A 26,049-nucleotide genomic window follows, 5' to 3' on the forward strand; every position below is an offset into this window, starting at 1 on the left:
TCAGTGTTGCAATTTTGGATTCGGATAATTGTCCGACTGGTCTTCTGCCCGATTCTCAAGGCAAGTAAAGTCTTTTTCCAATAGCAGATGTAATTTTTTACCGTTCGGAAGCTCCATTTCGTGTTCAAAACCTACGGTATGGTTGTGGAACCAATTTTTTCCATCAGTTTCTGGAACCATCAACATTATGGTGTGATTAGTATAGGATGCCTGTAGTTGATTTGATTCTGGCGTCAGCTTGACCTGATACTGAAAAACATTGTCCGCCAATTCGGTTGTTTCCACGATGGAACCTGTTTCGGAGAGTTGTTTTACCTCACTTTGGGTCAATCTAAATCGTATGGAATTCCCTTTGATCCTAATTTTCATGTGCGCATTCAATTCGTCTTGGTAAGTTACGGCATTCCGTTCACTTCTTCGAATCAAATAATTTTTTGCTCATTCTCATATCGGCATATCTAGGGTCCTGTACGTAGTTTTCTTTTTTCATTTTGATGACCTCAATGCTCAGGAACCCGAATTCTTCCACGACTTTACCATAAAATCGGTAAATGCCCTTTCCCCTGAAATAATACTTGGCTGCCACGGGTGGGAAGAGCACCGTGTCGAACACTTCGCCGTGCTGGTCTACTAAAGTGGCAAAGTGCATGCGCTTGCCATGATGGGTGGAGGTGTTTTTTACCGTGACCAGATACCCATAAATATCGATGTACTTGTTGAGGTACCGTTCCAAGTCTTTTTGTCCGTTCGTGTTTTTGGGAGGCTCCTCCAATAATTCAAAAGGACTGCAAAGACAGAAGCCCAAAAGCTCCCATTGCTCAAAGGCGGTTTCCAAAGCCGTAGTGTTCAGTTGGGGCATTTGAAATTTTTGATGCCTTGGCGGAAAAAGCTTTGGGTGTTCCAATCGGTCGTTTTTGGAGAGCATCAAATGGGCTTTCCAGAGTAATTCGTGCTTGTTGATTCCCGTAAAACGAAACGCATCAATACGGATCAAAATGGAAAGTTGCTCCATGCGGATAAATACTCGGTCCAAGAAATCTTCCAAAGAGGAAAAACTTCCGTGGAGCATCCGCTCTTTTAGGATGCGTTCCATGACCCTGCTCTCCAGGTCGCGGAGGTACATCATTCCCAAGTAAATGTGCTTGCCGTAAATGCGGTTGACGATCATACTTTTGTTCACGCAGGGCGGATGAATGGTCGCACCCATCATTCGGGCATCGTGCACGTAGAATTCCGAACGGTAGAACCCGCCTCCATTATTGAGCACGGCCACCATATATTCCAAAGGAAAATAGGCCCTCAAAAACAAACTTTGATAGCTCTCCACGGCATAGGAGGCAGAGTGCCCTTTGGCAAAAGCATAGCCTGCAAAACTGGCCACTTGGTTCCAGATTTCTGAGATGAGGGATTCCGCGTAGCCCTTTTTCCTGCAATTGGAAATAAACTTGTCCTGTACTTTCTGGAACTCTTCCCGCGAGCGGAACTTACCGCTCATACCCCTTCGGAGTACATCGGCTTCGCCAAGGTCCAGACCGGCAAAATGATGGGCCACTTTGATCACATCTTCTTGGTAGACCATTACCCCGTAGGTGTCGGGCATAATTTCCAACATCACGGGATGTGCCTTTTCCTCGGTTCGTCCTTTATTCCGATGGCGTAAAATATATTCCCGCATCATACCGCTTTTGGCCACACCGGGACGGATAATGGAACTGGCGGCGACCAATCCCAGATAATTATCGACCTGTAGTTTTTTCAACAACATCCGCATGGCGGGCGATTCCACATAAAAACAGCCCATGCATTGCGCGGTCTTGATCAAGTTGTTGATGACAGGGTCTTTTTTAAACCCTTTGATGTTGTGGATATCTATTCTGTCATATTTTTCAGGTTGGTTGTAGGCGACGATTTCCAGTGCTTCCTTGATTTTGCCCAGTCCCCGCTGACCAAGGATGTCAAATTTGTAGAGTCCCACATCCTCGGCAATGACCATATCGTATTGGGTAGTGGGAAATCCCTTTGGCGGTAAATGAGTAGCCGAAAACCAATGCAAAGGTTTGTCGCTGATCAAAATCCCCCCTGCGTGAATGCTCAAATAATTGGGTTTGCCCTTGAGCAAGCTGCCATATTTCAGTACGAGTTTTGATACATGGTCCAGTTGGTCGAAATCATATCTTCCCGCCAGTAAAAAATCAATTTCCTGTGGTGGAAGTCCGAACACTTTGCCTAATTCCCGAATTACGCCCCGCTCCTTGAAAGTGACATAGGTGCCGAGCAGGGCCACATGTTCAAAACGATTAAAAATGTATTCCGTCATGGCAGGGCGATCTTTCCACGAAAAATCGATATCAAAGTCGGGCGGATTGGCCCGGTAAAGGTTGATGAACCGCTCAAAATATAAATCAAGCTCCATAGGGTCCACGTCGGTGATGCGAAGGAGGTAGGCCACAATACTATTCGCACCACTGCCACGGCCTACATAAAAGAAACCTCTTCGTCTTGCTTCGGAAACAATGTCCCAATTGATTAAAAAGTAGGAAACGAAACCCATTTTTTTGATGAGATCCAGTTCTTTGGTCAATCGGTTTTTGATGGAGTCTTTCACTTCTTCATATCGATAGGGGAGTCCTTTGGCACAGAGTTGGTCCAAGAGCTGTTCGTCTTCTTCAACGCTTCCCAAATAGGTTTTCAGGTTTTGAGGTTTTCTGTCCTTGGAAAAGTCAAAATGGATGCTGCACTTGTTGAGCAGTTTTTCCGTGTTTTCCAAAATAAAAGGGAATTCTGAAAAAGCAGCGGCCAGATTTTGGACGGGATACATTTTTTCTTCTTCGCTGGCCTCTTCTTCCTTTGGAAGTTTGCTCAATAGTAGATTATTGTCGATGGCCCTTAGCAATCTATGTGCGTTGAAATCCTGTTTGTTCCGAAAGGTAACGGGCTGCTGTACTACCAATTTGGTTGTGAGTAATACCAACTTGGAGAAAGGAAGCCTCCGCAGATCTTTGATGGAGATTCCAACAAACTCATGGTCTTGAAAATGTTCCAGTTCGTTGAACAGCACTTGTTCAAAAGGATATACCACGAATGCATTTTTGAAATCGGGGGCACGGTATGGAATTTCTGAACCATCATGAAGGTGGTGAGACAAAAAATCATTTAATTCCAGATACCCTTCGTTGTTCTGGGCAATGCCGATAAAGCAGGGTTGGGTTCCATTCCTAAAATCAATGCCTAAAATCGGCTTGATGCCGAATTCCGGCGCCTTTCGAACAAAGTTCAATCCTGCGGATGTATTATTGATATCGGTAAGTACCAGTTGGGTCACATGATTTTGTTGTGCCAATTCCAACAACTCCACCTCCGAAAAGGTCCCGAATCGTAAACTATAATATGTGTGGCAGTTGAGGTACAATTTTCAATTATCAATGTTTGGTTGTCAATTATCAGTTAGCACTTGTTCATTGTTTATTGCTCATTGGAAATTGGTCACTGTTTTCGATGTGCCAAAACCACAGGCGGTTCCCCATTAAAGGGGTTGTGCATGCTCCCAATGGTCTTTGCGCCCATGGCAGAGGCGCGGACCACGCTCCGGCATCCAAATCGGTTCCGCACATAATCCATGGCTTGGTATAGGTTCAAGGTCTCCTCGGTATCTTCGAAAAGGTTGATCTGGTAGTTGCCCGATACCAAATGGCTGAACCGAATCCCGATGAGGCGGACCAGCATGCGTTTGTTATACAGCGAGTCGAACAGTTCCAATATTTTTGGGATAAGGGTGTGGTCTGCACTCGTGTATGGAATCCGCGATTGTTTGGAATAAGTATTGAAATCGGAATACCGAATTTTTACGGCAACGCAGGCCGTCAACTTATCCCCTCGACGAAGTTGGTAGGCCAAGTTTTCGGTCATGGCAATCAAAATGCCCCTAAGTTTGATGACATCGATGGTGTCCTTATCAAAGGTCCTTTCGTTGGAGATGGATTTTCTGTCGTGGAACGGAATTACGGGGGTATTGTCTATCCCATTGGCCCGTTTCCAAATAAGTCTACCGTTGGCACCCAGTACCCGTTGCATAATATCCATGGGCATATCTTGAACGGTTTTTACTTGCCGTATGCCCAAATTTCGAAGGGTTTGATAGGTTTTATCGCCTACCATCGGAATTTTTTTGATGGAAAGTGGAGCCAAAAAAGGTTTTTCAAGGCCAAAATCTATTTTGAGCTGATTGTTGGGTTTGGCTTCGTTGGTCGCCACTTTGGAAACGACTTTGTTCACTGATAGCCCGAACGAAATGGGCAGTCCCGTTTCCCGAATGATTTTCTGCCGCATTTCCGTGGCATATTTGTAGCAGCCAAAAAAACGGTCCATGCCCGATAGATCGGCGTAAAACTCATCAATGCTCGATTTTTCGAAAACAGGTACATGTTCTTTGATAATCTCCGTGACCACATCCGAATATTTGCTGTAGGTGCCCGCATTGCCACGGATGACCACGGCTTCGGGACAAAGTTCCTTGGCCATTTTCATGGGCATGCCCGAATGGATTCCAAATCCACGGGTCTCATAGCTACAAGCAGCTACTACACCGCGGTCGCTGGTGCCGCCCACCAACAAGGGCTTGTTCTTAAGCTCTGTGTTGATGATGCGCTCCACGGATACATAAAATGTATCCAAGTCTAGATGCAAAATCGTCTTTTCCATTGTTCAGTTGAAGGAAAGCTAAATTATGGAAATAATCCTATAAAATGGAAATAATCCAAAAAATAAATATCAACAATACATGCTATTATTTTTTCCGAAAAATCATCATATCTTTGTCACGTTGTGTTGGATTCCAGTCGTGATGATTGGAATCAGGTTGAAGCATCAAAACCGATGCTCGCCAATGAAAGGCTTTCCTTTTGGAAGGCTTTTTTTGTTTGTGGTAATAAGAAAAGGATAAGTGCGGGTGCCACCTCGAGCGCAGTCGAGAGGCTCTGAATGCCAGTTTGGAGCTATATCAACTTCCAGAAATACTATGTGCTACATGGTGCACTAGTGAAGCGGCCAGTTTAGCCGTTTGTCCATCGATGTCGTATTTTGGATTCATCTCGGCAATATCCAAACTGATCAATTTGCCAGAACCGATAATGGTTTTTAAACACTCCAAAACTATGTATGGATTAAAGCCCATGGGCGAAGCTGCACTGACTCCGGGCGCGTAGGCCGCGGAAAAACCATCCAAGTCGATGGTCACATAAATGTGGTCCACATTTTTGGCAAAGGCATTGATCCAGGTTGTGATTTCCTCCAGTAAGGGAATTTGGAAGGTATCGTTCATCACATAGATGACATCAAGGTCCCTAGCCGTTTGGAACAGGTTTCTATCGTTGGCATCTTTTCGGATACCGAGACAGAGGTAATTAAAATCGATGCCTTCTTTCTCACAGTCCTTGGCTATCTGATAAAACGGAGTGCCGGAATTGCTCTGCTCCGTATTCTTTCGCAAATCAAAATGTGCATCAAAATTGATAATGCCGATGGTCTGTCCTTCTTTTTTTGCATCTAAATATTTTTTGATGCCATTATAATGGCCATAGGCCATATCGTGTCCGCCACCCAAAACAATCGGAAACTGTTTTTTCTCCAAAAGCAGGCTAACCGCTTCGGTCAGCTTCATTTGGGCAGACTCCATATCCCCTTCATCACAGGTAATGGAACCCACATCGTGCAAAAGCACATGGCTACCCAAGTGATTGGGCATTTTTCCAAAACTACTTTTAATAGTGTCCGGACCATTCACTGTGCCAACTCGCCCTTGGTTTCGGCGTACCCCTTCATCACAGGCGTAGCCCAAAAGCGCAATGGATTTTTTTTGGGCCTCGGCAATTTCTTCCAAAGGTGTGCAGTGTACCTTTTCGTGGAGGTACAGCCATTTATTGGAGATGCGACCGGTCCAGAGGTCTTTTTTCGGGGGTTCGTAGTGTTTCATCAGATTAAAAAAGATTGTCCAAAATATCCGGCTCCACCAGATGGGGCAAAGTTACCTTTAAATTTGGAGTACGCTCCATTTCTCGTTCAATGGCAAATCGTGCTTCCTTATTTCTAGCCCAACTTCTTCGGGAAATTCCATTGTTCACATCAAAAAATAACATTTTATTCAATCGGTTGGAAGCTTCTTCGGAACCGTCGAGCACCATGCCAAACCCACCATTGATCACTTCGCCCCAGCCAACGCCGCCACCGTTGTGGATGGATACCCAAGTGGCTCCCCTAAAACTGTCCCCGATCACATTTTGGATGGCCATATCGGCGGTAAATTTGCTGCCATCGTAAATATTGCTCGTCTCTCGAAAGGGAGAATCCGTACCGCTCACATCATGGTGATCCCTGCCCAAAACCACGGGCGAGCTGATTTCACCCTTCGCAATAGCGGTATTAAAGGCATCGGCAATCTTGCTTCGTCCCTCGGCATCGGCATAGAGGATTCGGGCCTGCGAGCCTACCACCAGTTTGTTCTGTTCCGCTTCGGAAATCCATTTGATATTGTCCTGCATTTGCTGCTGGATTTCCTCTGGGGCTTCGGATTTGATGCTTTTCATCACTTCCAATGCAATGGCATCGGTTTTTTGGAGGTCCTTGGGGTCCCCCGAGGTACAGACCCACCGGAACGGTCCAAAACCGTAGTCAAAACACATGGGCCCCAAAATATCCTGTACGTAGGAGGGGTATCTAAAATCGATATTGTTTTCTGCCATGACATCACCGCCCGCACGGGAAACTTCCAGTAAAAAGGCATTTCCATAATCAAAGAAGTAGGTGCCTTTTGCGGTGTGTTTGTTGATGGCGTTGATTTGTCTTCGTAGCGATTCCTGTACGTTTTCCTTGAACGCTTCAGGGTTTTCGACCATCATGGCATTGGATTCTTCAAAAGATAGCCCAACGGGATAATATCCACCCGCCCAAGGATTGTGCAAAGAGGTTTGGTCGGAACCCAGATGAACAAAAATATTTTCCTCATCAAACCGTTCCCAAACATCAACCACATTGCCAATGTAGGCCAAGGAAACCACTTCCTTGTTTTTTACAGCATCTTTGGTGCGAACGACCAATAGGTCCAAATCCACCAACAATTCATCCACCCAACCTTGATTATGTCGTTTTTTGGCAGCTTCGGGGTTGACTTCGGCACAGATGGTGATGCCCCCAGCAATATTTCCTGCTTTGGGTTGGGCACCACTCATGCCGCCCAATCCAGCAGTTAAGAAAATTTTGCCTTCGGGGGATTCATTTTTCTCCAATACTTTTCGGAAAGCATTCATAACGGTGATAGCTGTTCCGTGCACGATGCCTTGCGGGCCGATGTACATATAGGATCCTGCTGTCATTTGTCCATACTGCGTCACACCCAATGCGTTGAAGCGTTCCCAGTCGTCGGGCTTGGAGTAGTTGGGAACCATCATGCCATTGGTGACCACCACTCGTGGCGCTTCCTTGGAAGATGGAAATAGGCCCATTGGATGCCCGGAATGCATATTGAGCGTCTGTTCATCGGTCATTTCTGCCAAATATTTCATAGTAAGCAGGTATTGCGCCCAGTTTTGGAATACTGCCCCATTTCCTCCGTAGGTGATGAGTTCCTCGGGATGTTGTGCCACAGCAGGGTCCAAATTGTTCTGGATCATCAACATTATGGCGGCAGCCTGATGTGTTTTCGCTGGATATTCGGAAATGGGCCGGGCATACATCTCATAATCGGGCTTAAACCGGTGCATGTAGATGCGACCATAGGTTTTTAGCTCCTCTGCAAATTCGGGGGCAAGTTCTTTGTGCCAAGCTTCGGGAAAATACCGCAACGCATTTTGTACGGCCAGTTTTTTCTCTTCTTTCGAGAGGATGTCTTTCCGTTTTGGCGCAGGGTTGCCATTTTTTGGATATGGTTTTTTTGGTGGAAGTTGTTCGGGGATGCCTTGAAGTATCTGTTGCTGAAATTCAGTCATAATTCAAATTTTTAGTGGATAGGAGCTCCTTTTTTCCAAACCTCGCTTGGCTTCAATTGCCCTTGATGGTATGTGATTTCTTGGTAATTATTGGTTGGGAAAACAACAAAGTCGGCTTGCGCTCCTGCTTCCAGTTTTCCACGGTCTGCCAAACGTAAGGCTGCGGCTGCTCTAAACGTAATTCCTGAAAGTACTTCGATGTTGGACAATTTTTCAAAGGTTCCCAAAATACTGGCTTGGGTCAACAGGTCGCCCATGGGAGCAGAGCCTGGATTGTGGTCGCTGGCAATGGACAGAGCGCCTCCGGCATCCAAAATTCTGCGGGCAGGGGTGTAAGCACATCCCAAACCAAGGGATGCCCCTGGCAATGCTGTTGCAATGGTATTGCTCTTGGCCAATAATTGAATCTCTTTTTCGGTGCTGGTTTCCAAATGGTCGGCACTTACGGCATCAAAGTCCACGGCTACTTGACTTCCTCCTGTGGTAAATTGGTCGGCGTGCACGGTGATGTCGAATCCCATTTCTTTCGCCTTTTGGAAATAAAGTCTGATTTCTTCAGGGGAAAAAGCACTTTCCTCCACAAAGGCATCCACCCGGCGAGCCAAGTTTTCTGCTTTGATCATCGGGAACAATTCTTTGATAATTACATCTAAATAAGCTTCGTTTTGATTCCAATCTTTGGGTTTCATATGTGCAGCCAAACAAGTTGGAATCAAAGAAACACTCGAAGTTTCATTGGCCTGTTTGATGGCACGTAGCATCTTCAGTTCTTCATCCACAGAAAGACCGTAGCCACTTTTTACCTCGAGGGTTGTTATCCCATTTTTTAAATGTTTTTGACTTCTCGAAATGATACCTGAAACCAATTCTTCTTGTGATGCATTTCGCGTTTGGGTCACGGTGTCCCAGATGCCACCGCCTGCCTTGGCAATCTCCAAATAGGTTTTTCCAGCATTTCGGTAGGCGTAGTCTCGTGCACGGGTGCCACCAAAACAAATATGGGTATGGGAATCCACAAACCCTGGTAGGCAAACATGTTTCCCATCGATATGGTGAATATCGACATCGGATGATTTCATTTCATCGAAAACTCCAACTTTGAGAATTTTTCCATCAGCGACCAGAATCCCTCCATTTTCAATAATGGGTAGTTGCTCATCTTTGAGCGCTCCCTTTAAGGGGAGACCTGTCATGGGAAGTAATTGGGTGAATGGTCCTATTAAGAGTGGTTTGTTCATATCAGTACGTTTCAAATTCATCAAGATGTGGTGCATCCCAAGTCAGTTCTTTTTCTTTCATTACCGATTCCACCAAATCAATGATTTCGTGATTTTGAATCATTTCGATTCCTTTTTCAATGTCATCGGAAAAAACACGGTCGTTTTCGGCGAAAGCAACCTTTGTTCTCAGGAAGGTATGGATTTCATCCAACAGAATCCCCGATTTCAATGGTTTTCTATATTCAAATGCCTGAGCTGCGGTCAATAACTCGATGGCAAGGATTTTCTCTACGTTGTTAATAATGTTGAGCGCTTTTCTACCGCTGATGGAACCCATGCTCACATGGTCTTCCTGTCCCAAAGAGGTTGGGATACTGTCCGCACTGGCAGGGAAACACAAACTTTTGTTCTCGCTGGCCAATGCAGCCGAGGTATACTGCAAAATCATATAGCCAGAATTGATGCCCGTATCCTTCATCAATAATTTGGGAACTCCTGGACTGTTGCCTTCCAGGGCCAGGTAAATGCGTCGGTCGGAGATATTTCCGATTTCCGAAGCGGCCAAAGCTGCGTAATCCAAAGCCATGGCCAAAGGTTGCCCGTGGAAATTTCCACCGCTTATGGTGAGTTCATCATTTACGATGACAGGGTTGTCGGTTACCGAGTTGAGCTCGATTTCCAATAATTCTTTGAGGTGCAACCAAGCATTTCGTGATGCGCCATGTACTTGCGGGATACAGCGAAGGGAGTAGGGGTCCTGTACACGTTCACAATCAATATGATCTTCCAAAATCTCGGAACCTTGGAGCAAGGTACGGATCCTGCCCGCAACGTGCTGATTGCCTTTGAAGGGCCGTAGTTTGTGCAATTCTTCAAAAAATGGCTTCATGGAACCTTGCAGGCCTTCGAGCATCATAGCACCGATAATATCGGCATGGCGCAAACAATGTTGTAGTTTGTGAACGACCATCACTCCATGTGCAGCGATAAATTGGGTGCCATTGATTAAGGCAAGCCCTTCTTTTGGACCCAAATTTAGCGGTTGTAACCCTTTTTGTTGAAATAGCACTTGTGTTGGAATGGTTTTACCTTGATATTCTACTTTGCCGAGACCAATCAACGGCAAAAACAGATGGGAAAGCGGTGCTAAATCGCCAGAGGCACCTACCGAACCTTGGGATGGAACCATGGGAATGGCATCGTTATCCAAATGCCACAACATGCGTTGCAAGGTGGTTTCTGCAATCCCCGAAAACCCTTTCGCCAAAGCATGGATTTTAAGAATCAGCATGATTTTAGCCAATTCATTGGAAATGGGTTGTCCCACTCCTACGCTATGACTTTGCAATATATTGGATTGAAGTATTTTGGTGTCCTCCTTGGAAATTTTGGTGTTACAAAGAGGACCAAAGCCCGTGTTGATGCCATACACTGTATCGCCTTTTTCCACAATGCGCTGTACCCGTTGGTAACTCGCATTTACATTTTTGAGGCATTTATCGGTAAAAATACCTTTTATGGAGCCATGGGCCATACCCAAAGCTATGCTTGCGGTTAAATGGTCTTCACCAAATTGAAATTTTCGGTCTTTTGCCATGCTCTTTCCTTTTCCATAAAATTATAAGTTATGATTAATAACTACCAATACTTATTTTTATAACAATCAATAAGTATGACTTATCAATTAGAACTTCGTCATTTTATCTATTTTTTGGCTGTGGCCGAAGAACTTCATTATAGAAAGGCAGCTGAAAAGTTGTTTATTTCCCAGCCGGGTTTGAGTACGCAAATCAAACAAATGGAAGAGATACTTGGAACGCAACTTTTTGTGAGGGACAAAAAGAAAGTGAGTTTGACACCAGCGGGGGAGTTTTTAAAAAAGGAGGTAGAGTTTATTTTGAATCATCTCGACCAGACCAAAAAACAGGTGAAACTTATAGGCGATGGACAATTGGGAGAGGTTCGAATCGGGTTTTTAGGTTCGGCCATGCAAAATGTGGTGCCCAATTTGTTGTTGGGACTAAAAGAAAGATATCCCAAGGTGCATACTACATTGGAGGAACTTTCCAACCGCGCGCAGATCAATGCAATTTTGGCCGACCGATTGGATTTGGGTTTTGTGCGATTGTCACGAGTACCGAAAGGATTGGATGTGAAACCTGTTTTTGAAGATACCTTTTCTTTGGTACTGCCAGAGGACCATCCTTTGGATGAAGCTAATTTTAAGAATATCAATCAAGTGGCTGAAGAGGCTTTTATCCTATTTTCCCAAGATTATAGTCCAATGTATTACGATACGGTGCTGAGCATTTGTGAGGATAGTGGGTTTGTGCCCCATGTTTCGCATAAATCGGTGCACGCGCAGACCATTTTTAAACTGGTGGAAAATAAGTTGGGTATTGCCATTGTTCCGACAACGCTTCAACATGGGTTTCAGATGAAGGTAAAGTTTATCGAAATGAAAAAGATAAAACAGCGTGCTGTTTTGAGCATGGTCTGGAAAACGGACAATCGGAACCCGGCGCTTCAAAAATGTATGGACTTGCTCATGAAATTATGATGGGAACAATTTGGAGCGTAACTTTGGAATTCAACTTAAAGAATAGTTATGATTTTTGATTTGATCGAAAAGAGAAGAAGTATTTTTCCTCCTCAATATATTGATAGGCCCATTGCCAAAGATGTCTTGGAAAAAATTCTGGAAGCCGCCAATTGGGCACCTACCCACAAAAAAACCGAGCCATGGCGTTTTAAAGTTTTGACTGGGGACAAGAAACAGGAGTTGGGTATTTTTCTTGCCAATAAGTATGAGGAAACGGATCTTAATCCGAAACAGATAAAAATTAAAAAATTACAGTTCAACCCATCCAATTCGGGAGCGGTAATTGCAATTTGCATGCAACGCGATCCAAAAGAAAGTTTGCCCGAGTGGGAAGAAATTGCTGCAGTTTCCATGGCGGTGCAAAACATGTGGCTATGTTGCACAGAATTGGGAATTGGAAGTTATTGGTCTTCGCCTGGACTCATCAAATACATGGATGAGTTCTTCAACTTGAATGAAGGTGAAAGATGCCTGGGCTTTTTCTACATGGGTTATTTTGATGGAGAAGTGATTCCGTCAGCTAGAACTCCAATTGCTGATAAAGTAGAATGGTTGGACTAACTAAAAGTAAACAGGTCGCCCGCATATTTGATGGTGATGTACACGTAAAAAATGGCATAAGCCACTGTTAGAACGAACTTCATAAAAGTGCCTGTTAAAAAGCCTAAAAATGAACCGAAAGCCGCCTTCATGGCGGTATTTTTATTGGCTTTATTGAGCAATTCACCAACTAATGCACCTACAAACGGCCAAATAATAATTCCGAAGGGACCAAAAACAGGAACAATAATGGCGACGAGCAATCCAACAATGGTACCCCACATTCCGGCTTTACTACCTCCAAATTTTTTGGTGCCCATAGCTGGAATCACATAATCCAAAATTGTAATGGTAATGGCGAGGACAAATGTAATTCCGAGCACCCACCAATTATCCGGTACGGCTTTGGTCAAATAAAGTAGTAGCAGCCCGACCCAACTAATGGGAGGTCCTGGCAATACCGGCAAAAAGCTGCCCAATATGCCAATAAGCATTAAAAGAAACCCTAAAATGAGCAATGCAATGTCCATGGTCGTGTTTTACTGTTAGACAAATGTAGCCGACAATTGTTACAAACAAAATCAAAATAAAACCCTACTCTTAATTTTTTCGTAGGTAAATTTGAAACCGATTATCAAGCGTTCGTGAAACTGCATAGCGTACATACAAAACCAAGGTTCATCCGAATAGGGTGCGCAGGTATGTGTGTATTTTATTTGATCGGACTTTTTAACAGTCTGGTATTGGAGACCTTGCATGAGGCTGCTCACATTTGGGCCCCTGAAACACATTATCATGGTTTTGTGTCCGATCACGAAACTATCGATTATTCTTCATTGGATGCCATGGCCGGTCACTCGCATGAGGCATTGGAAGCCTTAAAGGAGTTGTTGGTGGCCAACCAACCCGATAAGCAAGAATCTAAAGGTGATTTTAGCTTTAAATTGGACAAACATTTTTTTGAGGACGCTCAAAGAACGTTGAAATTGCATTCTTGGACCGTAAACAGGGGGGATTGGGCATACATAGACTTAACTTCTCTTTGGAGTCAGGGCATAACCACGCCCCCTCCCCAGTATAGCTAAAAATAGTAGACCAATTTTTGAAAATAGGTTCCAATCTTCTTTGGAACTGGTCTAGTATTTCTATAGTTCAGACTTATTTACACAAATCAAATTAAAAGATAACGACATGAAATATTTTATGGCGGCATTGTCCATGCTTTTTATGGGCACTATTGCTGCACAAAACGTAAAGGGAAAACTGGTGGATGAGGCAGGTTCCCCGATAGAGGATGCTGGTATTTTTAACAAGACCAGTGGTCAACATAGCCATACCGATGGAACAGGACATTTTGTTCTGGACAGGACTTCGGTGAATGATACGGTCTACTTTTCAAGACTGGGATATGCCACTAAAACTTTGGTGGTGAAACAATCTGATCTTGGCACTTCTTTGACCATTGTGTTGGACGAAAATTCAATTTCCTTGGATCAAGTAGTCTTGGTATCGGAAGTTGATGCACTTAGCAGATTGGTAGATGTGGATGTTCAGGCGGATCCTGTAAAATCTTCACAAGAAATATTGAGAAAAGTCCCTGGACTCATTATAGGGCAACATGCCGGAGGAGGAAAGGCGGAGCAAATATTTTTGAGAGGTTTTGATGTGGACCACGGAACCGATGTGGCCATCAACGTGGACGGAATGCCGGTGAACATGGTGTCTCATGCCCATGGACAGGGATATGCGGACCTTCATTTTGTGATTCCGGAAACCATAGAGAACATCAATTTTGGAAAAGGGCCCTATTATGCGGACCAAGGCAACTTTAATACAGCAGGTTATGTTGACCTAAGATTGAGAAAAAGTTTGGAAAAAAATGTGCTCTCCACCGAAATAGGCCAATTTGGTGCCCGTAGGTTTATGGGAATGTTCAATGTAATGGATAATCAGAACAGCAATGCCTATTTGGCATCCGAACTGTACTTAACCGATGGGCCTTTTGAATCACCTCAGAATTTTAACCGAATAAATATTTTAGGTAGATACCGCTATGCATTGCCCGGTGATCAAGAACTGTTATTGACAGCTTCTCACTTTTCCAGCAAATGGGATGCATCGGGTCAAATACCCCAACGAGCCGTGGACCAAGGCTTGATTGGTCGTTTTGGTGCCATTGATGATACCGAAGGCGGAAAAACCAGCAGGACAAACTTTGTGCTCAATCACAATAAAAACTTGGGGATCGGTAAATCCATAAACACCATGGCCTATGTTTCGCATTATGATTTTGAACTGTATTCCAACTTTACCTTTTTCTTGGAAGACCCTGTAAACGGAGATCAAATTAAACAGTTTGAGGACCGAATGATGGCAGTAGCGAAGACAATTTTTCAGAACAATTCGGCCAATTTGGGAGGGCTGGGATTTAAGTACAATGCAGGAATCGGTTTTAGGTACGATAATGTTGACGATAATCAATTGTCCCGTACTCTGAACCGCCAGGAACTGTTGGAGCGTTTGGCCTATGGCGATGTGGATGAGGTGAATGGTTACGCCTTTGCCGGTGCCGAGTTTAAATCGGGTAAATTTACGTTTGAACCAGCGCTGCGATTGGATTACTTCCGGTTCGATTACATCAACAAAATGAGCGAGCTGTACGATAGCCGTAGTGAAGAAAAGGTGGCATTCAGTCCTAAGTTCAATACCATTTACAGTCCAACAGCAAACACCCAGTTTTTCTTGAAAACAGGTATTGGTTTCCACTCCAACGATACCAGAGTTGTGGTAGCAAACGAAGGGGAGGAGATTCTACCTGCAGCCTATGGGGTGGATTTAGGAACCATAATCAGACCAGCGGATAAGTTAGTCTTGAACGCTACACTTTGGACCTTGTTCCTAGATCAAGAGTTTGTGTACGTGGGTGATGCCGGAATTGTAGAACCCAGTGGAAAGACCAGAAGAATGGGACTAGAGGTAGGAGCAAGATATCAGCCATTGGATTGGCTGTATCTTTATACAGATGCCAACTATACCCATGCCAGGAGTACCGAGGAGGCCGATGGGGAAGATTACATACCCTTGGCACCCGATTTTACCATGGCGGGCGGTCTTACCTTGGGAGATGATCAAGGCTTTTCAGGAGGATTTAACTACAGGTATATTGATGATAGACCCGCAAACGAGGACAATTCCATTGTGGCCGAAGGTTATTTTGTAACCGATGCCACACTCAATTATAGTGTGAACAATTGGACTTTTGGATTGATTGTGGAAAACCTGTTCGACACCGAATGGAACGAAACACAGTTCGCTACGGAAAGCCGTTTGTTCAACGAACCGAACTCTTTTGAAGAGATTCATTTTACTCCGGGCACACCTTTCTACTTGCGTGGAAAAGTTACTGTAACATTTTAAATAGTTATCCGCCAGTAGGCAACGCTGGCGGATTTTTAATTGAATTTTTCAACTAAAAAATTAGTTTAAACTAAATATTTAGTTATATTTGTTTCGTATTGAACTGAAAACTTAGTTAAAAAATGAAACAACTCACCAAGGCAGAAGAAGAAGTAATGCAGCTCCTTTGGAAAATTAAAAGGGGCAATGTGGCTGCAATTCTGGAAGAACTTCCGGAGCCCAAGCCAGCTTATAATACCGTTTCTACCATTGTTCGAATTTTGGAGGACAAAGGTTTTGTTTCCCACGAAAAAGTCGGGAAGGGCCATGTGTATTTTCCCTTGGTGAAAAAGGAAGAGTACAGCAATCAGCGTCTTACTAAATTGATGGATGGGTATTTTCAAGGGTCGTTCAGCAGTATGGTATCCTTTTTTATGAAGAAGAACGACATCGGCCTAAAGGAACTCGAAGAGATCATGAAGAACATAAAAGAAGAGAAGAAATGATAACGTACATTCTGGAATCTTTGGCCTTTCAACTGCTCTTTTTGTTGACCTATGATCTTTTTTTGAAGAAAGAAACCTTTTTTCAATGGAATCGGGCTTACCTATTGGCAACCTTTGTACTTTCCATTCTGTTGCCTTGGATAAAAATAGAGGCCTTACAAACAACCATGCCTAAAGAATTGGAGACTACAACTGTATTTTTGACTCAATTGGATGGAGTGGTTTTAGGACCAGATAGTCCAGAGGTCAACTTTCTTGCAAGTGTACCTTGGCCGTATTTGGTAATGGCAATTGGCGCCATTTTGGCTGCACTTTGGTTTGTGTTCAAGCTTTTACAATTGGGAAGACTTAAGAGTAAAAGTAAGGTGGAACATTATCCAGACTACACCAAGGTGACTATGCCACAAAGCACTTCAGCGTTTTCATTTTTCCGAAGCATTTTTATGGGAGCCCAAATTAAAAAGGACAAAGAGGCCAACATTTTAGCTCACGAAATGGTACACGTAAAACAAAAACACACCTTGGACCTACTCTTTTTTGAATTGGCCCGAATTGTCTTCTGGTTCAACCCATTAGTGTATATCTATCAAAATAGAATAGCTGAATTGCATGAATTTATTGCCGACGAAAAAGCGGTAAAGCAAAATAAACAGGCACATTTTGAGATGCTGCTGTCCGAAGCTTTCCATACACAGAACATTAGCTTTGTCAATCAATTTTTCACAAAATCATTAATCAAAAAACGAATAGTCATGTTACAAAAAAAGAAATCCAAGGCCGTATGGCAATTAAAGTATGTGTTGTTGATGCCTTTGGTGTTGGGAATGTTGATATACACTTCTTGTGAAACCAAATCAAGTATAGCAGAAGAACTTTCGTTAGAGGAGCGATTAGCTCAATTGAATGTTGAAATTGAGGCAAAAGATTCCCTAACTTTAAACGAGATGAGCCAATTAAAAAAAATGGCCCGGAACATGTTGCCGGAAAAGAGCACGGGCAAGAAAGCTATCAGCCTCACACCCAATTCAAGTAATCCCTGGAAAGTTTCTTTTGGAAGAAAAGTATCGTTCAGTGAGATTGATGAGGTACCGGTTTTCCCCGGTTGTGAAGATGCCAATGATAAGCGCGCCTGTTTTCAGGAAAAAATACAAGAGCATATCCGTAAAAATTTCAATTACCCCGAAGAAGCCCAAGAGCAAGGTATTCAAGGTAGGGTAGATGCTAGTTTTTCTATTGATGAGCAAGGGAATGTTTCACATATTCAACTTTTGAGCCCATACCGGCTCTTAAAAAATGAAAGTAGAAGGATTTTAGATAGATTGCCTAAGATGCAACCAGGAAAACACGAAGGAAAAATTGTTCAACTAGACTATTCCATACCGATAACATTTGTCCTCGAAGGTGGAGCTAATGAAAAAAAGTTTCAACCGCTTAAAAGTGGTAATTATCCAAATATGGCCTTTGGTTCAATTGATGAGGTTCCTATTTTTCCAGGTTGTGAAGGAGCTCCGAGCAAGAGGGCTTGTTTTGAGAGTGCGATAATGACACATATTCGTAAAAACTTTAATTATCCGGAAGCAGCTCGTGAACAAGGTATAGAAGGTAAAGTGAATACCGTTGTTAGTATTGGTGTGGAAGGAGATGTAGTGGACATCCAATTTATGGGGGAAGCCCACGAACTATTAAAAAATGAAGTCGAAAGAATTTTGACCAGATTGCCCAAAATGCAAGCTGGAAAGTATGATGGAAAACCAGCCATTATTTCTTATTCCATTCCAATTACATTTAAACTTTAATTATTGATCAAACTTGAAAAGCATACTTGTTCTCTTCCTGATTATAATTTTCAAAGCCGGTGCACAAACATCGGCTTTGGCCGTTGCCGATAGTTTGTATGTCTTGGGCAACTACACAGCAGCCATTAACCAATATGCAAAGGTGGATTCTCCAAATTCGAATCTTCAGATTGCGCGGGCATACAATGCCATAGGAAATTATGAAAAGGCCATTGTCCAGTACACCGCAACCTTGGACAAAAAACCTGATTTTGAGATTGCCCGTTTTGAACTCGGCAAACTTCTGTTGAAAACCAAAAAGTTTGGATCTGCCTTGGAAACCTTCCATGCCCTGTTATCGTCCAAAAATCAGAACCCAGAGTATTTCTATTATTTAGGCCGGACCTACGAATCGGTAAATAAAACCGACAAGGCGAACAAAGCTTTTAAAACGGCAGTAGAAATGGACAGTACCCATCTGCGGAGTTTGTACGCCTTGGGAAAATATTATGTGGGTCAGGAAATCAAGGATTCCGCCCTGGTATTTATTGATAAAGGACTTAGGTTTTACGAAAATGACGTTGCTATGATCAATTTAAAGGCCTTGGCTTTTTATAACAACGGTCAGTTTCAGTTGGCCATTCCCCACTTTGAAAAATTATTGGAATTGGGCGAGGAAAAACCTTTTGTATTCGAAAAACTTGCATTTTGCTATTTTAGGAACTGGCAGCCCCAAAAAGCATTGGAAACGTATCACAGATTGAGCCATTTTCCGGATAAAATAGCTGCAGCATATTCAGGCCTGGGCGATGTGTATTTTGAGGAAGAGCAATTGGACAGTGCGCAGTTTTATATCCAAAAATCAATCGAAGCGCGAATGGCCCTATTCCCGCAAGAATATGCCAGCCTTGGCCGTATCGCCAGACTAAAGGGAAATACCAAAAAAGCCATGGATTACTATGTAAAAGCATGGGAAGAAAACAAGGACAACTATTTGAACTATTATCAGGTATGCACCTTGGCCGATGAATACTACAAAGATCCAAAAACACGTTTATCCTATTACGAAAACTTGCTCGATATTTACCCCGATTTGGTTCCGTACATTAAGGAAAGGGTAAAAAAACGTGTCAGCGAATTAAAGGAGGAAATCCATTTTGCGGGGAACTGATTTCTTCAAAATGTCGTAATTTCAGCCAAATTTAGGGGCTGTCATGCAGAAGTTTGTTTTGTTAATCATTTTAATGGGTCTGTTCGTATCCTGTGAGTTGTTCGAATCCAAAGAGGACAAGACCCAAAAACTGGTCAATGAGGAACTTTTGTCCATAGATTGGAACGATGTGGATCAATATCCACATTTTGAGGATTGTGATGAAACCGCTTCCAAAGAAGCCCAGCAAGAGTGTTTTCAAAACCTGATTACCGAGTATTTTTCCGAAGCCCTGGCAGGACTACAATTTCAGGTTTGGAACGATATGAACGATACGGTATATGTTGATTTTTTGATAGATGAACATGGTTTTATCTCGGTATTGAATGTAGAGGAAAAGACCTCTGTACTGAATGAAATATCGGACTTTAATAACAAAGTTTCCGAACGCTTGAACGATTTGACCACCGTTGCACCTGCATTAAAAAGAGGAAATCCGGTAAGCCTGCGATTTAGGCTGCCGTTGGTACTTAACACCGACTAATTTGGCATCAGAAAAGATAATATTGGGAATAGACCCTGGTACCACGATCATGGGTTTTGGAATCATTAAGGTGATCAACAAGCAAATGCACTTTGTGCAAATGAACGAGTTGATGCTCAAAAAATATGATGACCCCTACACTAAGCTCAAGCTAATTTTTGAGCGTACCTTGGAACTTATCGATACCTATCATCCGGACGAGATTGCCATCGAAGCCCCTTTTTATGGAAAAAATGTACAGTCCATGCTCAAATTGGGCCGTGCGCAGGGCGTTGCCATGGCAGCAGGTCTTTCGAGACAGGTGCCGATTACCGAATACATGCCCAAGAAGATTAAAATGGCCATAACCGGAAACGGTAACGCCAGTAAGGAACAAGTGGCACGAATGCTTCAAAGTGTCCTAAAGTTAAAGTCACTCCCAAAAAATTTGGATAGTACAGATGGTCTGGCGGCGGCAGTTTGCCATTTCTACAACGAGGGCAGGGTAGAAGTTGGAAAAAGTTACACGGGATGGGAGGCTTTTATCAAACAAAATCCAAACAAAGTCAAAAAACAATGAACAATTTACATTAAACAATAAACAATTGATGATTAACTAGATTTTCCCCATCCCAAACTTATCTACCTATGCAAAAAGAGAACCCTTTATTGATGAAATCTTATGATTTCGCTTTGGCAACCGTTAGATTGTATAAGACCATTGTGGCTTCAAAACGAGAATATGTGCTGTCCAAACAAATGCTTCGGTCAGGGAGATCAATTGGTGCAAATATTAGTGAAGCAAACGGAGCTATCTCAACAGCTGATTTTTCATCCAAAATTTCAATAGCTTACAAGGAGAGTTTGGAAGTAAAATACTAGTTGGCACTTCTCAAAGATTCGGAATATGTAACCAAAGACAACGCCAATAAATTGATTGCGCAGGCCGATGAACTTTCGAAAATCATGTTTTCCATCCTAAAAACTACTAAAAGGACTAAATGATCATTGTATATTGTTTACTGTTAATTGACAATTGATGTCCGGTATTTATATCCACATTCCATTTTGCAAGCAAGCTTGCCATTACTGTGATTTCCATTTTTCCACACAATTGGGAAAAAGGGAGGCCATGGTAAAAGCTATTGCCCAAGAATTACAATTGCGAAGACCCGAGATGCGGGGAGGCATCGAGACCATCTATTTTGGAGGAGGAACCCCATCGGTGCTTTCCAATGACGAAATTGAGTTCCTGATTAAAACCGTTTACGACAATTACAAAGTAATTGATCGGCCCGAAATTACATTGGAAGCCAATCCTGATGATTTATCCAATAATCGAATCATCGAATTATCCAAAAGTCCCGTAAACCGCCTTAGCATCGGTATCCAATCTTTTTTTGATGAAGATTTAAAGCTGATGAACCGTGCCCACAATGCTTCTGAAGCAGAAAAATGCATTAAAGAGGCCACCCAGTATTTCGATAACATCACTATCGACCTTATTTACGGCATTCCTGGTATGACCAATGAACGATGGAAAACCAATATCCAAAAGGTCTTGGATTTTGGACTGCCCCATATTTCCAGTTATGCACTAACGGTAGAGCCTAGAACGGCGCTCCAAAAATTTATTGAAAAAGGCGTGGTTCCCAATGTGGACGACGAGCAGGCACAAGAACAATTTTATATTTTGGTGGATACCTTGGAAGCCCATGGGTTTGTGAACTACGAAATTTCCAATTTTGGGAAACCTGATTACTTCTCCAAGAACAACACGGCATACTGGTTGGGCAAATCGTATTTGGGTGTAGGGCCATCGGCACATTCTTTTAATGGCAAACATCGAAGTTGGAATATCCGCAACAACCCCATCTACCTTAAAAAAATAGCAGAGGGTGTCCTGCCATTGGAAATTGAGACCCTATCCACTCCCGATAGGTACAACGAATTTGTAATGACCGGCCTGCGCACCATTTGGGGTGTAGATTTGGAGCAGGTAGCTGCAGATTTTGGAGAGCGCTATGTGCAATACCTTGATCAACAAGCTGCAAAATTTCTTGAACAAGAATTACTACTTATCAAAGATGGTAAACTGCTCACGACCAAAAAGGGTAAGTTTTTGGTAGATGGGATTGCAAGCGATTTGTTTTTTGTGGAGTAGTCTGGACCGCCCAAAAATCAAGTTGCAAAGCCTAGCCTAAAAACAAAAAGTCCCTAAAAAGGGCTTAAAAAAGGTCATTTTTTTCGCTGTTCAAAGGGTTGTGCAATGGTTACCGTTGTTAGGTAACGTTATATTTTTTCGATATAAGAATAATGTATCTTTTCTTCCGTTGACAAATTGATAGTTTAATTTTTCACCTCTTTGTGTAGATACCCCGATCTTTAGGACAGGTTTTCTAACATTAGATTTATTTTAATCGTGAGTTATAATTATTTTTGTTGTTCTTAAAAACTTACCTGTTACACCATCTATCCAATACACCTTATTTTCTTTTGGTTCGTAATTTTCATTTTTTTCTAACATAACTCCCCATTCAGGTTTTTCATTTGTAAACTTATTTAAGTCGACTCTAAAAGGTAAATTAAATTGAGTAATCTTATATTTTTCAATATCTTTTTTAGCTATTTTTTTTACAATTTCGATAGCTTCCGTCCAGCAAATGTTATAGCCTTTTTCGTAATCTATAACTTTAGTTATTTCTCCTTGTTCGTTGTAATCAAATTCTTTAAATATTTTTTTATAACCGTTTGTATATTCAAAAAACAAATATTTAATTTTTCCATTTGGATAAAATCCAATATTCTTATCTATATTAAGAGTTTTATCAGTTTTAAGGTTTAAAATGCCACCATTACTAAATTTATAATATTCATTCTTAAAACTTTCATTATCAACCAATACCAAATCTCCTTCTTTGTTTTTTAATTGATTTAAAATATTTTGGTTAAGAGTTAATTCTTCTTTATTAATTTTAAAAATAGGATCGTTATAATGGCATGTATTATCATTTGCTACATACCCTTTAGGTATAGAAACACAATCGGTAAAAAAAATGCTCAACAATAAAATATATAAATATTTCATCTTACTTTAATTTAGCGTATTGTTGAATAGTTTTCCATTGCCATTTGTAGGTATGTTTTCTAACATTAGGTTTATTTTAATCGTGAGTTGTAATTATTTTTGTTGTTCTTAAAAACTTACCTGTTACACCGTCTATTCTATATACTTTAATAGGCTTTCTTTCGTATTCTTCATTTCCATCTAAGGTTATTTGCCATTCGGGTTGAGCGTTAGGAAACTCATTTAAATTATTGTGGGATAAATTAAATCCTGTAATCTGATATTTTTCAATATCTTTTTTTGCTATTTTTTTTACAATTTCAATAGCTTCCGCCCAACAAATGTTATAGCCTTTTTCGTAATCTATAACTTTAGTTGTTTCTCCTTGTTCGTTGTAATGGGTTTCTTTGAAAACTTTTGAATCTCCATTAAGATATAAATAAAAAACCCAACGAATTGTACCATTTTTTCTATACCTAATCCATTTACCAAGACCTAAATTTTTGTCTGTTTGTTTGTTAGTTATTTGTTCACTATTTAAATTGTAAAATTTACTTTTAAAGTTTTCATTATCAGTTATAACCAAATCTCCTTCTCTGTTTTTTAATTGATTTAAAATATTTTGGTTAAGAGTTAATTCTTCTTTATTAATTTTAAAAATAGTGTCGTTATAATGGCAGATGTTATCATTTGCTACATACCCTTTAGGTATAGAGACACAATTCGTAAAAAAAATGCTCAACAATAAAATATATAAATATTTCATCTTACTTTAATTTAGCGTATTGTTGAATAGTTTCCCATTGCCATTTGTAGGTATGTTTTTTAGTATTATCATAGTCCATATAATTGTCGGTCTTAGTATTCTTAAATTTATGTTTACTCTCAAAGGTGTGTTCTAAGCCTAAAGCGTGCATTATTTCGTGAATAATATTTTCTGATTTAATGTGACCAGCAGGGTCTAATACTAAAAAGGCTATTCCTGTATTTGTTGGTGATATACCACCCGCAGCTTTAAATTGACCATCTTCTGTAATATCTTTTTCATTGATACATTTTTGGTTAATAAAATAGACGGTAAGTTTGTTTTTATCTTCTTTGTGTGTTGTAATTATTTTTTGAAGTACTGTTCCTTTTTTACTTCGTTCTATGTAAGCCCCCGATTTTGAATGCTCTTTTAAAAATCCATATTTTTTAAAATTCTCTAAATGTTCACTAATATCAACTATGGTAGCTTCATTATTGGGTACATTAACATCGATTAAGGCAGGGTTTAAGCCTTTTTTTAGTAACGTTTCTAGTTTGGTTTTATCGATTAGTTTTTTTAAATCGTTTTCATCATTTTCACTATTGCTTCCTCCTGTAATTTCCACAAAGCACCATTCAAGGTCGATGGCTTTTGGTTTGGGGTAAAAGATATTCAATGCCCCAACGGTTAGTTCGTTATCAGCTTTTATAAGAAGTTGAGCAGAAGTTTCATTGTTGTTCTTACAAGTTATCTTTACTTTTTTGGCGTCTTTTAAGTTTTTGGGCTCAAACGTGAAATCCGGGTTTTCTTCAAACGCAACGGTTTCGTATTCTTTTGCTTTGTTTTTCGTTTCCCAATCCAACTCAAGTTCAACGGTTTGGTCTTTACGAATACTTAGCCAATTGGGTATGTACTCATCACTAAGTATCTTTTCCGAAAGTGGTTTGTATTCTTTTTTTAGTTTTTCGTAATCAGATTCTACAATGTTTTTATCAGGTATGGTGTCAAAGCCAAAAATCCCTTCTTTAATATCATGATTATTTGCTTTAATGTTTATGCGAAAAGGTTTTTTTTCTTCCTGTTCGGTCGCAACAACAGGCGATTGGTAGGTCTCCTCCTCAATAGGTGTCACGTGCCAATTTCGTACAACCTTACAACCATAGTCCTGTATGGCAGGGGAAATAACCATTTTTACCATTAACCCCATTCCGTTGGGGTCAAAGGTTACTTTATAATTTACGATAGGTGCGTCCTTAAACTTCCATGTTTTTAAAATGTATCCATTGGAATCATAGAAAACTATTTTTCCATCATCTACAGGATAGCTTAGTTCATAAACTTCATAATCTATGGTCAGCATGCGTTCTAAAAGCCTTCCGTGAGATTCCCCGTAAGGAAATTCAAAATAAAGCTGTCCCCCTTGATTATAAAACACAGGAATGCCCTTATATCTGTCAAGGTCTTTTGCATAGGCTGTATCTATATAGAAAAGGTCTATTTCTTGACCTAAGAAGTGTAAAATTGAGTTCATTTATTGCTCTTTTCGGTTTTATTGGGGTTTATCTCGATTTGTTGCCAACTTCAAGCATATGGATTCGCTATAATGATTTATACCCATCAATAACGAAAGTAAGTCAAGCTAGAATTTTCTGGTTAAAATTCCGGCATGGATTGATGGATGTACTGTTTGGCTTGATAAAACCGAATTACCAATTGATATGTGGATTTTCCAAAAAAGGCAAGTTTTTGGCAGATGCGATTGCAAGCGATTTGTTTTTCTTACGATAATCTCAAATGCCCCAGTTCAAGTGATTTTTCTTTACAAAATCCCTTTAAAACCTTATTAGAACCCGAGTTGGCAACTGTTATAAAATATTCTGGATCTTTTGGTAGATTTCTTTTTTGGAGTTCTCGAATATTTCTCCACCAAACTCTTCATTGTCCAAAGAAATTATGGAAATGTCCTTTATTCCCATAATCCCGAAAACAAATTTCAAGTAGGTTGTTTGGAAATTCATATGCTCGTTTTTCTCGTTCTCTCCATAACCCGTATCCCCTCGACTTGATAGGATGAACATTTTTTTGTTCTCTAGCAACCCAACATAATCCCCGTCTGGCTTGCCCGAACGGAATTTCCAAGTCTCGTTAATTCTCATGATTTGGTCAATGTAGGATTTTAGTCCGCTCGGAATGGACCAATTGTACATGGGTGTTCCCAAAACATATACATTATGTTCCTTAAATTCTTTGATCAATGCATTACTGAGTTCAACCCCCGTCTGATTTTCGTTTGTCCTTTCCTTGGGGCTTAAAAATGCACTGGCGATCCATTTTTCATTTATGGGCGGAATTTCCTCCAAGCCCACTTCCCGATAAGTAAATTGGTCGTTGGGATTTTTCTTTTTCCAGTTATCCTTAAAAAGCTCTGTTAGTTTTCGGCTGTGCGACCTTTCCTTTCTTACACTTGCGTTGATGATCAATACCTTGTTCATAATTCAAAATTTTTGTTTGTGGGACAAAATTCCGAATCTGGACAATGAAAAAAA

General features: G+C 41.3%; 23 protein-coding genes. 11 read left to right on the forward strand and 12 right to left on the reverse strand.

Going from position 1 to position 26,049, the window contains the following annotated elements; translation table 11 throughout:
- From MJO53_RS09135 to hutH, 7 genes are all read right to left on the reverse strand, one after another.
- Positions 1 to 426 (reverse strand): DUF7009 family protein, encoded by a 426-nt coding sequence (locus tag MJO53_RS09135; protein ID WP_252078854.1) that lies wholly within the window; start codon positions 424 to 426, stop codon positions 1 to 3.
- Entirely contained in the window at positions 410 to 3,409 is a 3,000-nt protein-coding gene (locus MJO53_RS09140; RefSeq protein WP_252078855.1) for a DNA polymerase III subunit alpha, read from the reverse strand. The genes MJO53_RS09135 and MJO53_RS09140 overlap by 17 nt, the downstream gene beginning before the upstream one ends.
- Before the next feature lie 74 nt (positions 3,410 to 3,483).
- Positions 3,484 to 4,698: a DNA polymerase IV gene (gene dinB, locus MJO53_RS09145; RefSeq protein ID WP_252078856.1), complete on the reverse strand. Its 1,215-nt coding sequence runs from the start codon at positions 4,696 to 4,698 to the stop codon at positions 3,484 to 3,486.
- A gap of 298 nt (positions 4,699 to 4,996) precedes the next feature.
- Positions 4,997 to 5,968: a formimidoylglutamase gene (gene hutG, locus MJO53_RS09150; RefSeq protein WP_252078857.1), complete on the reverse strand. Its 972-nt coding sequence runs from the start codon at positions 5,966 to 5,968 to the stop codon at positions 4,997 to 4,999.
- Between the two features lie 4 nt (positions 5,969 to 5,972).
- Positions 5,973 to 7,976, reverse strand: coding sequence for a urocanate hydratase (locus MJO53_RS09155; protein WP_252078858.1), 2,004 nt, complete (start codon positions 7,974 to 7,976; stop codon positions 5,973 to 5,975).
- 11 nt (positions 7,977 to 7,987) lie between these two features.
- Positions 7,988 to 9,214: an imidazolonepropionase gene (gene hutI / locus MJO53_RS09160; protein WP_252078859.1), complete on the reverse strand. Its 1,227-nt coding sequence runs from the start codon at positions 9,212 to 9,214 to the stop codon at positions 7,988 to 7,990.
- A 1-nt stretch (position 9,215) separates the two neighbouring features.
- Positions 9,216 to 10,793 carry a histidine ammonia-lyase gene (gene hutH / locus MJO53_RS09165; RefSeq protein ID WP_252078860.1) on the reverse strand — a complete coding sequence of 526 codons (1,578 nt, stop codon included), beginning with the start codon at positions 10,791 to 10,793 and terminating at the stop codon, positions 9,216 to 9,218.
- A gap of 75 nt (positions 10,794 to 10,868) precedes the next feature.
- Here hutH and MJO53_RS09170 point away from each other — a divergent pair, with 75 nt between their 5' ends.
- Together MJO53_RS09170 and MJO53_RS09175 are read left to right on the forward strand one after the other, a co-directional pair.
- Positions 10,869 to 11,756 carry a LysR family transcriptional regulator gene (locus MJO53_RS09170; protein ID WP_252078861.1) on the forward strand — a complete coding sequence of 296 codons (888 nt, stop codon included), beginning with the start codon at positions 10,869 to 10,871 and terminating at the stop codon, positions 11,754 to 11,756.
- A 48-nt stretch (positions 11,757 to 11,804) separates the two neighbouring features.
- Positions 11,805 to 12,359: a nitroreductase family protein gene (locus tag MJO53_RS09175; protein WP_252078862.1), complete on the forward strand. Its 555-nt coding sequence runs from the start codon at positions 11,805 to 11,807 to the stop codon at positions 12,357 to 12,359.
- On the opposite strand, the gene MJO53_RS09180 is transcribed toward MJO53_RS09175, so the two are convergent.
- Positions 12,356 to 12,868, reverse strand: a complete 513-nt coding sequence (locus MJO53_RS09180; RefSeq protein WP_252078863.1) for a DUF456 domain-containing protein — start codon at positions 12,866 to 12,868, stop codon at positions 12,356 to 12,358. The two genes, MJO53_RS09175 and MJO53_RS09180, sit on opposite strands and share 4 nt — an antisense overlap.
- A 171-nt stretch (positions 12,869 to 13,039) precedes the next feature.
- Here MJO53_RS09180 and MJO53_RS09185 point away from each other — a divergent pair, with 171 nt between their 5' ends.
- From MJO53_RS09185 to hemW, 9 genes are all read left to right on the forward strand, one after another.
- Positions 13,040 to 13,423, forward strand: a complete 384-nt coding sequence (locus MJO53_RS09185; RefSeq protein ID WP_252078864.1) for a hypothetical protein — start codon at positions 13,040 to 13,042, stop codon at positions 13,421 to 13,423.
- Positions 13,424 to 13,529: 106 nt separating this feature from the next.
- Positions 13,530 to 15,755 carry a TonB-dependent receptor gene (locus tag MJO53_RS09190; protein WP_252078865.1) on the forward strand — a complete coding sequence of 742 codons (2,226 nt, stop codon included), beginning with the start codon at positions 13,530 to 13,532 and terminating at the stop codon, positions 15,753 to 15,755.
- Between the two features lie 122 nt (positions 15,756 to 15,877).
- Positions 15,878 to 16,240 carry a BlaI/MecI/CopY family transcriptional regulator gene (locus MJO53_RS09195; RefSeq protein WP_252078866.1) on the forward strand — a complete coding sequence of 121 codons (363 nt, stop codon included), beginning with the start codon at positions 15,878 to 15,880 and terminating at the stop codon, positions 16,238 to 16,240.
- Positions 16,237 to 18,036 (forward strand): M56 family metallopeptidase, encoded by a 1,800-nt coding sequence (locus MJO53_RS09200; RefSeq protein ID WP_252078867.1) that lies wholly within the window; start codon positions 16,237 to 16,239, stop codon positions 18,034 to 18,036. The genes MJO53_RS09195 and MJO53_RS09200 overlap by 4 nt, the downstream gene beginning before the upstream one ends.
- A gap of 13 nt (positions 18,037 to 18,049) precedes the next feature.
- Positions 18,050 to 19,186, forward strand: coding sequence for a tetratricopeptide repeat protein (locus tag MJO53_RS09205; protein WP_252078868.1), 1,137 nt, complete (start codon positions 18,050 to 18,052; stop codon positions 19,184 to 19,186).
- 43 nt (positions 19,187 to 19,229) lie between these two features.
- Positions 19,230 to 19,709 carry a hypothetical protein gene (locus MJO53_RS09210; RefSeq protein WP_252078869.1) on the forward strand — a complete coding sequence of 160 codons (480 nt, stop codon included), beginning with the start codon at positions 19,230 to 19,232 and terminating at the stop codon, positions 19,707 to 19,709.
- A 1-nt stretch (position 19,710) separates the two neighbouring features.
- Entirely contained in the window at positions 19,711 to 20,268 is a 558-nt protein-coding gene (gene ruvC, locus MJO53_RS09215; RefSeq protein WP_224835579.1) for a crossover junction endodeoxyribonuclease RuvC, read from the forward strand.
- 68 nt (positions 20,269 to 20,336) lie between these two features.
- The gene (locus MJO53_RS09220) at positions 20,337 to 20,570 is read left to right on the forward strand and encodes a four helix bundle protein (protein WP_252078870.1); all 234 of its coding nucleotides are present in this window, start codon (positions 20,337 to 20,339) and stop codon (positions 20,568 to 20,570) included.
- Positions 20,571 to 20,727: 157 nt separating this feature from the next.
- Entirely contained in the window at positions 20,728 to 21,852 is a 1,125-nt protein-coding gene (hemW, locus tag MJO53_RS09225) for a radical SAM family heme chaperone HemW (protein ID WP_252078871.1), read from the forward strand.
- A 252-nt stretch (positions 21,853 to 22,104) separates the two neighbouring features.
- Here hemW and MJO53_RS09230 read toward each other — a convergent pair whose 3' ends face one another.
- From MJO53_RS09230 to MJO53_RS09245, 4 genes are all read right to left on the reverse strand, one after another.
- Entirely contained in the window at positions 22,105 to 22,776 is a 672-nt protein-coding gene (locus tag MJO53_RS09230) for a hypothetical protein (protein WP_252078872.1), read from the reverse strand.
- Positions 22,777 to 22,852: 76 nt separating this feature from the next.
- On the reverse strand, positions 22,853 to 23,521 hold the full coding sequence (locus MJO53_RS09235; protein WP_252078873.1) for a hypothetical protein: 669 nt from the start codon (positions 23,519 to 23,521) through the stop codon (positions 22,853 to 22,855).
- 1 nt (position 23,522) lies between these two features.
- Positions 23,523 to 25,034 carry a type VI secretion system tube protein TssD gene (gene tssD, locus MJO53_RS09240; protein ID WP_252078874.1) on the reverse strand — a complete coding sequence of 504 codons (1,512 nt, stop codon included), beginning with the start codon at positions 25,032 to 25,034 and terminating at the stop codon, positions 23,523 to 23,525.
- Between the two features lie 334 nt (positions 25,035 to 25,368).
- Positions 25,369 to 25,995 (reverse strand): FMN-dependent NADH-azoreductase, encoded by a 627-nt coding sequence (locus MJO53_RS09245; protein ID WP_252078875.1) that lies wholly within the window; start codon positions 25,993 to 25,995, stop codon positions 25,369 to 25,371.
- Positions 25,996 to 26,049 lie beyond the last annotated feature (54 nt).

Origin of the sequence: Flagellimonas marinaquae, from assembly GCF_023716465.1 — a bacterium.
In the GTDB taxonomy this organism is placed as follows: Bacteria; Bacteroidota; Bacteroidia; order Flavobacteriales; family Flavobacteriaceae; genus Flagellimonas; species Flagellimonas alginolytica.